The organism is Streptomyces sp. KR55 (assembly GCF_052245645.1).
In the GTDB taxonomy this organism is placed as follows: domain Bacteria; phylum Actinomycetota; class Actinomycetes; order Streptomycetales; family Streptomycetaceae; genus Streptomyces; species Streptomyces flavusporus.
This window is the reverse complement of the sequence record NZ_JBQQCE010000417.1, coordinates 1-8699: the sequence shown is the minus strand read 5'-3', so window position 1 is coordinate 8699 and position 8699 is coordinate 1. Positions and strand designations below refer to the sequence as shown.

The window sequence follows — 8699 nt, the reverse complement described above, 5'->3', positions numbered from 1 at the left end:
CCCCCTCGAAAACCCCCAGGCGGCTGCCGGGCATCGCCGTGTGTGCCTGCCCGGTGTGCTGGGCAGGCACCACCTGGTCGCGCGAGCCCCAGATCAGCAGGGTCGGCATACCGGCAGTCAGATAGCAGCGGTCGAGCATGGTCACCACCTGGCCGCGCCAGTCGACCACTGCGCGCAGCGTGCGGATGAAAGCATCACGCGAGGCGGCGTCGGGCAGCGCGTCCACCAGTCGCAGTAGATCCGGGGCGTCCTGGCCGAGTCCGGTATCGAGCAGTTTCAGCAGCCGGATCGCCATGGCGGTCTGCGTCCGCACCGTCGGAAGCCGCAGCCAGGACAGGGCCAGATGGGCTCCGGGCAGCGAGGCCGCGCGCAACGCTGGGGTGACGCCGCGGCCCACCCCACCGGTACTCACCAGCGCCAGCCGCTCGGTGCGCTCGGGGAACTGATAGGCGAACTGCATGGCCACCCCGCCGCCCAGGGAGTGCCCGACGAGTGTCACCTTGTCGATGCCCAGCACCCCCAGCAGGTCCCGCATTCCGTTGGCATAGGCGGGCACCGAATAGTCGCCGCGGGGCTTGTCGGAGGACCCGTGGCCCAGCAGGTCGGGAGCGATCACCGTGTAGTGGCGAGCCAGCGCGGGAATCAGATCGGCCCAGGTGTCGGACGAGTCACCGATGCCATGGATCAGCAGCACGGCCGGGCCTTCGCCGGCCATGCGGAACGCCCAGCGGTGGCCGTGCACGACCCGGTACTGGCGCGGGATGGACTGATGGACAACACGCAATTGCGCGCACTCACCAGGCTGTGGGGGGATGCTTGCCACAGCGACTCCTCTCCAGGGCGCACGCGCCTTCGGCGACTCTCCGGTTAACGCGCTCGTAACCTCATGCGCGCTGAAGGAATCTAAGTCGACAAGTTGATTTTGCTGGAGTTGGCTACATCACACCCTGCGTCGGCCAGATCCTCCCGGAGACATCGGAGTACCGTCGCGACCTGCACTTCTGGGCGCGACTGCGCCTCATCACAAGACGACTGATGTGGCATACGGCACAGAAGCAGCACGCGCGGCCGCTCAGGCGTCGGTGCCCTCGGGCTCACGGAGCCGCCGCCCCACTGTGACGGGTGACGCGCCTGGGGTTGCGGGTGCCCGAAGCCGGACCAGACCTGTCGATATCCTTCGTGCCTCTGCCATGCGATCAAGGCCAATTGCATAGGACGTCGATCCACCGGTGCACGCCGTTCCGGAACGGGGCCGGTGCCCGGTCGGCGTGGCGGCGGGCGGCGGCCAGGTGCGTGTCGGACGTCCGGCTCACCGGCGTGCTGCAACGGCTGTTATGCCGACGGGAGGGGTGCGGTGCCGAGCTATGCGCGTGCGTGATCGATTCCCATGGAATGGAACACCAGGAATGCGCAGGGGTACGGCCTCTCAGATATCGAGGACGTGCGGCAGGCCCAGCCGGTAGCGGATGTGGTCGGCGGCCTTGAGTTCGGCGAATCCCGGTGGTTCTACGCCGCCGAAGAGACGGACCTCGTCGGCTCCGTCGGCACCGGCGGCCTCCAGCACGGCGTTGGCGGCTCGGCGGCCGGTCTCGTTGGCGGTCTCCATGGATGTGAAGTCGAGGTTGCTGTGGGCGCGCACGTGGTCGCCGGCGAGGAAGAGGTTGGGGATGGCGGTGACGGCTTCGGATCGCAGGTGCCAGGAGGAGACGTCGTTGAGGAAATATGTGTCGTCGTTCTCGAGCCTGCCGACGGCGGTCTGGGTGACGGCCGGGTCGAGGAACCAGGAATGGACGATGCCGTCGGGGAGGATGACATCGCCGTTGTCCTCGAGGCCTGCCTTCATCTGCGCCCAGACTTCCTCTGAGATCTCCTTCGGGGTGCATTCCTTGGCCGGTTTGCCGTAGAGGGGGCCGGGTGTGTCCCAGTCCGAGATGACGACGGAGAGGGATTCGGCGGCCACGCCGTCGCCCCAGGTCTCGGTGAAGGGGTCGGACCAGAAGCGGGACTGCCCGACCGGGGCCAGTGCCCACGGGGAATCCATGAGGGCGAGGTGGGAGACGGGGCCGCGGAAGGTCTCCTTCAGGTAGTACATGATGCCCTGGCACCACGTGGTGCGCAGTCCGTCCATCTTGGCGAGTTGAGGATCGGCCGCCCGGATCTCGGGAGACCACAACTGCCGTACGCGGTCCACGGGGAGAGCGGCCACATACCAGTCGGCGTCGATCCGCGCGGGACCGGCCGCGGTGCGGGCGTGAGCGGCCGTGATGCGGCCGTCGGAGCCGAGTTCGAGGGCTTCGACGAGATGCCCGGTGACGAAGCGGGCGCCCAAGGATGCAAGGTGCCGCACCCACGGGTCGATGAAGCGTTCACTGGTGGGACCGTCGAGGATCCGGTCGAACGGGCCGTCGGGCCCCATGCCGAGCATGGAGTAGAGGATTTTCGCGATGCCCTGCCCGCAGGTCCGGGTGCTGGCGGTCTCGGGCCGCAGAGCCTCGATGACCTTCGCCGAGCCGCCCCACATCACCTGGTAGAAGTCCGACTTGCCCTCGTATTCGATGAAGTCGAGCCAGCCGGTGTGCTCCCACTGTCCGAACTGGCGCTCGTCGCAGCTCGTCATGAGGACGGCGAGTTTCCGGCCGAGCAACGCGCATTCATGGGGCAGGAGTTGGGGCATGGTGCGCAACAGCCCCTCGATGACGAGGGGGAGGGTGCCCGGGTCGAGGGTGCGTGTGTCGGGCGGGAGGATGGGAAGGTAGAGATCGCCCTTGCCGTTCTCTCTGTTGAACGCGAAGTAGGGGACGGTGACGAGGTTGTCCCAGACGCCGTGTGTCCGGTCACCGAAGGGGATGCGCCGCATGGTGTCCGGAAGGTTGGTGTAGAAGCCGAAGAAGCCTCGATGGCCGTGTTCACCGGGCAGGTTGCGGCGGCCACCGGTGGCCGTGCCGGTCACCGGAAGGCTGCGCGCCTTACCGCCCCATTCCGCTCGCCGGTCGTAGACGGTGACGTCGAAGCCGCGCTCGGCGAGCTCGTGGGCGGCGGTCAGGCCGCCGATACCGCCGCCGAGTACAGCCACTCTCGTTCGGGCCCGCTGCGCTGCGGTCGCCTTCGCGGGCCGGAGTCCGAACGCGCCGGCTGCCGCCAGCGATCCACCCCAGCCCAGCACCTGCCTGCGTCCCGGCATTGCACCCTCCCCCTCGACGGCGTCGTCGCCGGGACGCTAGAGGGGCACCCGCAAGATCGGAACGCTGGGCTCGTCATGTTCGCATCTTCCGCACATCGGTGAAACAGCGGGCCTGGTGCCGCACTTGACCTGCACGGGCCTCGCACGCACGTAAGACCTCTTCATGTGCCGCGTGCACCGTTGCCCCCGGCTGACGCGGCGATACCCGAGCAGTCAGTTCATCACCACCCGCAGCCCCATATTTGTACTCGTCATGCGTCGTTCGCGCAGGGGCCGTTGCCGCAAGTCCGTGTCGGGTTACGGCGTGATGTCGTAGAGGACGTTGAAAGGGTCGTCCGTCGTGGAGCGGGCCACGTCGCTGAAGCCTGCCTCGGCGCACATACTGCGTACGACCGCCTCGGGCATACCGCACGTTCCGAGGGCGGCCCCACCGTTCGCGAGGGACGTGGTCATGCAGTAGAACATGCTGAACCCGTAGAACATCGTTGCGACGGGGCCCACGTTGTCCTCGGGGCGGTCCCGGCAGTTGATCTCGAGCATCAGGTAGTCGCCGTCGTCCTTGACCGCAGCCCTGATGGCGGAAAGAAGCTGCTTCGGTTCAGCCGCGTCGTGGATGACGTCAAAGGTGGTGATCAGGTCGTAGTGCCCGGGAAGCCCCTGGGTGACATCCAGCGTTTCGAAGGTCACCCGGTCGGCCACGCCGGCCTTCTCCGCGTTCTGCCGGGCACGTTCCACCTGGGCCGGGAAGTTGTCGAAGCCCGTGAAACGCGAGCGGGGAAACGCCTGGGCGAGCACGATCAGGGCGCGGCCCGCGCCGCATCCCACGTCCGCGACGTCGATGCCCCGGTCCAGCTTCTCGACGACGTGGGGGAAGGTGCTCAGCCAGTCGTCGACCATCACGCTCTCGAACCAGCTGCCGGTGAAACGGCTCATGCCGTCCCACAGGATGTCCGGGTAGTCGCTCTGTGGTACGCCGCCTCCACTCCGGAACATCTGGCACAGTCGTTCGTACGGTGCCAGGGCGGCGGGGATCATCTGGTAGACGCCGCCGAGGAACATGGGCCCTGATTCGTCGGCCAGGGCGGGGGCGTGTTCGGCGGGAAGGGCGAAGCGCCCGGGTTCCGGTTCCTCCAGATAGCCCGCGGCGGTGAGTCCACGCAGCCACTCGCGTACGTAACGCTCGTTCAGGTCCAGACGGTCCGCAAGCTCCTGGCTGCCGGCGGGGCCACTGGTGGCGAGGTCCTTGAACAGGCCCAGCCGGTCGCCCAGGTGGCACAGGCCGATCGTCATCGTCCCGCTGAGGTCCCTGAGCGCCTTCTCCATGAAGGCTTCGACCTTTGCCTCGTCCAACTCGCGCGGTGCCGCCATGATGTCCCTCCCGGCAAGTCGAGCACGATCGCGGAGAGCGACCGGCCCGGCAAGCCAAACACCGGGCTGCGTCCGTGTCCGCCCGCCACGACGAGCAGGGGCGCTCGGGCGGTTTGCCTCACCCGATCCGAGTATCGGACGGGCAGAGGCCCGAGCACAAAGAGGATGTGATACAACTTCGAAGCGCAGGCCGCCTGGTCACAGCGCCATGAGGCGCGGTGGTGACTGTGCTTGGCCCGGATATGGGCCGGACATGAAAGCCTTCGGCCATAGCTCGTACCCGGCTCCCGATGTCCGGCGCAACGACGCGCAGGAGATGGCCGCTCGGGCGCATGACGTGGACATCTGGTACTTGCAGCTGCACCAGGCCGACGCCCGCGCCTATCGGTCGTCCAAGACGGGCTGCAATGCCGTGGCAACGGCCAACGGGGCGAGTGATCCGCCACGGTCGCGGTCGCTTCCCGGGTCCGGCCTCTGGGAGCTGGGCGGATGCCGGCCGTCGGCTCGGCCCCTCGTGGTCGATCATTGCGAAATGCACGTGGTATCCACGTCCCGGCGGCCGGTATCGGATCGAGCGTGAGTTCTTACGAGACCCTGACGCAGTGGTGGAACCCTCCTGCCCCGTTCACCGCACAGGCAACTCTGGTTCCGCGCGTCACCGAATCCGTGGTGGCGGCGAAGGCTTGAGGAGCACCGCATGAGCAGTGCCGTTGACCGCGGGCCCGCTGCAGGCGGCGGTGTCCTACACCTCGGCCGTCGCGGAGGCGCGCATCGGAGGGGACCTGTACGAGGTGGTCGCCTCGCCGCACGGTGTCCGGGTGATCGTCGGGGATGTGCAGGGCAAGGGACTGGCCGCGGTGGAGACGGCCGCCGTGGTGCTCGGCGCGTTCCGGGAGGCGGCGCACGACGAGCCGGACCTGCTGGGGCTGGGCGAGCGTCTGGAGCGCAGCGTGACCCGGGAACTGGAGGGCGAGAAGTTCGTGACCGCGATCCTCGCCGAGATCGGCTCGGACAAGGAGGCCGTCTTCCTCAACTACGGCCATCCGGCCCCGCTCGTCGTACGGCGGGACGGTACGGCCGACTTCCCGCAGCCGCCGGCGTACTCCCTGCCGCTTGGCCTGAGCGCGCACGGCGGAGAGGGCCCGAAACCGTACCGGGTGGCGTTCGGGCCGGGTGAGCAACTGCTGCTCTACACCGACGGGGTCACCGAGGCCCGGGACGCAGACGGCGCCTTCTACCCGCTCGGCGACCGGGCGCACCTGCTCAGGGAGCCCGACGCGCAGAGCGCGCTGGACGCTCTGCGCGAGGACCTGGTCCGGCACGCCGCCGGGCCGCCGCACGACGACGCCGCGATGCTCCTGCTGCGCTACCACGGTCATGAGGGAGGAAAATCGGTGCCGATCGGCTGACGGGGAGGGCGCTTCGGCACGGTAGAAAGGACGCATGCCGGAGCAGCAGGCCCCCGCGGGGGGCATGGACGACGTCGATGCGGTGACCCGTGCGGTGCTGACGGCGTCGCGGCTGCTGGTCGCCGTTTCGGCCCGCTCCCTCGCGAAGGTCGAGGAACGGGTGACGCTGCCGCAGTTCCGGATGCTGGTGGTGCTGTCCAGCCGCGGCGCCATGAAGCTGGTGGCTCTCGCCGATGTGCTCCAGGTGGCGCCCTCGACGGCGATGCGGATGGTCGACCGGCTGATCACGGCCGGTCTGGCCGACCGGCATACCAACCCGGACAACCGACGCGAGACCCTGCTCCAGCTCACCGAGGAGGGACGGCGCACCGTAGCTGACGTGACCGCGCGGCGGCGGAGTGAGATCGCCGCGATCGTCGAACGCCTGGACCCGCACCAGCGCGCGGCACTCGTCGAGGCGCTCACGGCCTTCAACGAGGCGGGTGGAGAGCCCCTCGCACCGGCCGAGGGGGATCCGGGTCCGCATCCCCTGGGCTGGGAGGACGGCCCGGCTGTGCGGCACGGGGCCTGAAGACCACCTCACGTCCGGTGCAGGCTTCCTGCTCCCTGGTGAATTTTGCATAATGCAAGGGATGTGGAGGTCGGGGCTGCCGACCTGGACCACGGACCATGCCAGGGAGGGAACTCATGCGCCGGCCGCGTCGGCGACCACCCGTGGCGGAAGTCGGGCTGGCGGCTCACCTGCGAGCGACCTTGTGGGGACCGGCCGAGTTCGTCGGGCCGCCTCCTTGGTGGCTGGTAGGAGAGGGTCTGCTGGCCGGTGTCCTGGGCGCGGGCCTGATCGTCGGGGTCGGTGCCGCGGGGGTGTGGACCGGGACGCCGACCCTTGCCAGTGGCGAGGCCGGGCTGGTCCTCGCTGCCGCGCTTGCCCTGTATCTGCAGATCACCGGCGCCGGACGCGCGCTCGTCGGCGTCGTCGCCGTACTGGGCGTCTGCCTTGCTCTGCTGGTACCGCAGACGGCGGCGGGAATGGTACCGGCACAGCGCGGTCAGGTGCAGTCGGTCGTGGTGACCTCGGTCGAGGCCGGCCCCGGGGCAGGCCGGGGCCACGGCCGCTACCTGTGTTCCGTGGCCGACGGCGACGGGGCTCCACTCCGGACGCGCATCTGGCGGGGCTGTCGCCAGTCGACCCGGCCCGGTGACGCGCTGGCGGTGGTGTCCGACCCTGAAGGGGATGTGCCGCCACGTGGTCCTGCCGCCCCGGGGGGCCGAGCGTGCGGCCCTGATCGGCTCGGGCGCCCTGGCGCTGACGCTGGTCGCCGGGAGTGTGGTCGCGGTCGTACGCTCCTTCCGGCTCAGGCCGGTCCGAACGCCGTTCACAGGGCGGAAAGCGGGCTGATCCGGGGTAATTGGGCTCCCGCCCTCCGGGTAACCGCGGCCCGAAGTTTTGCATAGGGCAAGCGTCGAGGGGTACTCGTGAAACTGCCCCTCAGCTTCCCGCGGCTGACGGAGGTTCCTCCGCTGAGAGGCTGGAGGTGGACAAGATGGACGGCTGGAGGGAAAACCCGACCGGAGTCGAGCGGGCGTGTGCCGACATCGAACGGCATCTGATCCGCGAACCGGCTGGCCCAGCGCATCGCGCCTCGACGCGCTCTTCGCCGAACCCGCGCGTGCCGCGGGCGACGGTACGACTGGGGGGAGATCGCTGTTGTCGGGGTCCTCGCGGCCGTCCTGGCGACCCTCCTCGCGATCGCGCACTCCTCCGCGTCAGGGGGATATGGGGAAGCCGCGGCCGGCCGGGCGGTGGTGGTCGATCGTTCAGGCTCTGGATTGCCTCGGCACCGGGCCATGCCCGGTCACGCCGCCGCACTCGGAGGACAGGGGCAGCTCGGCTTGCCCCATGGCGGAGTTGGCGGGAAGGCCGATCGGCAAGATCGGTGGGAGGGATTGATGAAAGGGAACGCGTCATGAACTGCTTCGACTGTCTTGCCCTGGAGCGCGTTTCCACCGCGGTGGCCATCTGCCGCTCCTGCGGTGCCGCTCTCTGCTCGGAGCATGTACGGGATGAAACGAAAACGATCACACAACTCGTGGGCATGGGAAAGGCCACACATGAGCCTGCGGCACGAGAACTCTTGTGCGGGGTCTGCTCCCGTGCCGTGCATGAGGACTGAGGGCGCGGTGGTAGACGCGTCGACCAGCGCAATGCGTGCACAGCATTGGCCGGGGACGTCGCCCGGCCTGTCCGGGGTCCTGGTCTTTGTGGCTGGCTAGGTCAAAGAGCGCGTGAGCGGTGTCGCCGTGGTGCTGGGCCTCGTCGTAGTAGGCCATCCACGGCGAGTCTTATGCCGGGTTGGACTGGGCGAAGGCGTCGTCGGCCGCCTCACTGCGGCCAGGGTCCCCTGGATGTCGTGCATCTTCCCGAATGCGCGGGCGCGGGCGCTGTGCAGCATGGCTCGTTCGGTCGCGGTCAGGCGGTCCGAACGCACCAGGCCCTTCTCCGCGTAGGTCAGACCGGTGTCCGGGTCACCGATCCAGATGGCCTGACGGGCGAGGAAGCTGTAGGTCTTGGCACGCAGGTGCCAGTCACCGGCCTCTTCCGTGCATGGTCCGCGTCGCCGGTTCGGTGCGGCCGGGCGGTCCGGGTGACCCGCAGCTCGTCGGTAGGCTTCCTGCGGGAAGATGCAGGTGCAAGGCCTGCCCGGCGCTCAACCGAGGAACCCCACCCCAAGCGTTGCGGG

General features: G+C 68.9%; 6 protein-coding genes and 2 pseudogenes. 4 read left to right on the top strand and 4 right to left on the bottom strand.

Translation table 11 applies throughout. The features are described from left to right. The 3 genes from ACTWQJ_RS39955 to ACTWQJ_RS39945 all read right to left on the bottom strand — a co-directional run. The coding region (locus tag ACTWQJ_RS39955; RefSeq protein WP_443311341.1) for an alpha/beta fold hydrolase at nt 1-814 on the bottom strand (814 nt) is incomplete at its 3' end. A 612-nt stretch (nt 815-1426) separates the two neighbouring features. Continuing rightward, nucleotides 1427-3181, bottom strand: coding sequence for a hydroxysqualene dehydroxylase (locus ACTWQJ_RS39950; RefSeq protein WP_443311339.1), 1755 nt, complete (start codon nt 3179-3181; stop codon nt 1427-1429). A gap of 297 nt (nt 3182-3478) precedes the next feature. Then, nucleotides 3479-4549, bottom strand: coding sequence for a methyltransferase domain-containing protein (locus ACTWQJ_RS39945; protein WP_443311338.1), 1071 nt, complete (start codon nt 4547-4549; stop codon nt 3479-3481). Nucleotides 4550-5253: 704 nt separating this feature from the next. On the opposite strand from ACTWQJ_RS39945, the pseudogene ACTWQJ_RS39940 reads away from it, so the two are divergent. The 4 genes and pseudogenes from ACTWQJ_RS39940 to ACTWQJ_RS39925 form a co-directional block, all read left to right on the top strand. Further along, nucleotides 5254-5958 (top strand): annotated as a pseudogene (locus tag ACTWQJ_RS39940) (PP2C family protein-serine/threonine phosphatase); the annotation flags it as partial. 34 nt (nt 5959-5992) lie between these two features. After that, the gene (locus ACTWQJ_RS39935) at nt 5993-6529 is read left to right on the top strand and encodes a MarR family winged helix-turn-helix transcriptional regulator (RefSeq protein WP_443311337.1); all 537 of its coding nucleotides are present in this window, start codon (nt 5993-5995) and stop codon (nt 6527-6529) included. Between the two features lie 663 nt (nt 6530-7192). After that, nucleotides 7193-7357, top strand: a complete 165-nt coding sequence (locus tag ACTWQJ_RS39930) for a hypothetical protein (protein WP_443311336.1) — start codon at nt 7193-7195, stop codon at nt 7355-7357. A 145-nt stretch (nt 7358-7502) separates the two neighbouring features. Beyond that, entirely contained in the window at nt 7503-8132 is a 630-nt protein-coding gene (locus ACTWQJ_RS39925) for a DUF2180 family protein (RefSeq protein ID WP_443311340.1), read from the top strand. Nucleotides 8133-8187: 55 nt separating this feature from the next. Here the strand turns inward: ACTWQJ_RS39925 and ACTWQJ_RS39920 are convergent. Continuing rightward, nucleotides 8188-8564: pseudogene (locus ACTWQJ_RS39920) on the bottom strand (XRE family transcriptional regulator); the annotation flags it as partial. Nucleotides 8565-8699 lie beyond the last annotated feature (135 nt).

What these genes read in the sequence shown, in the direction of transcription:
- ACTWQJ_RS39950 (WP_443311339.1), bottom strand. Translation starts at nt 3,181, where the DNA reads ATGCCGGGACGCAGGCAGGTGCTGGGCTGGGGTGGATCGCTGGCGGCA.
- ACTWQJ_RS39945 (WP_443311338.1), bottom strand. Translation starts at nt 4,549, where the DNA reads ATGGCGGCACCGCGCGAGTTGGACGAGGCAAAGGTCGAAGCCTTCATG.
- ACTWQJ_RS39935 (WP_443311337.1), top strand. Translation starts at nt 5,993, where the DNA reads ATGCCGGAGCAGCAGGCCCCCGCGGGGGGCATGGACGACGTCGATGCG.
- ACTWQJ_RS39930 (WP_443311336.1), top strand. Translation starts at nt 7,193, where the DNA reads ATGTGCCGCCACGTGGTCCTGCCGCCCCGGGGGGCCGAGCGTGCGGCC.
- ACTWQJ_RS39925 (WP_443311340.1), top strand. Translation starts at nt 7,503, where the DNA reads ATGGACGGCTGGAGGGAAAACCCGACCGGAGTCGAGCGGGCGTGTGCC.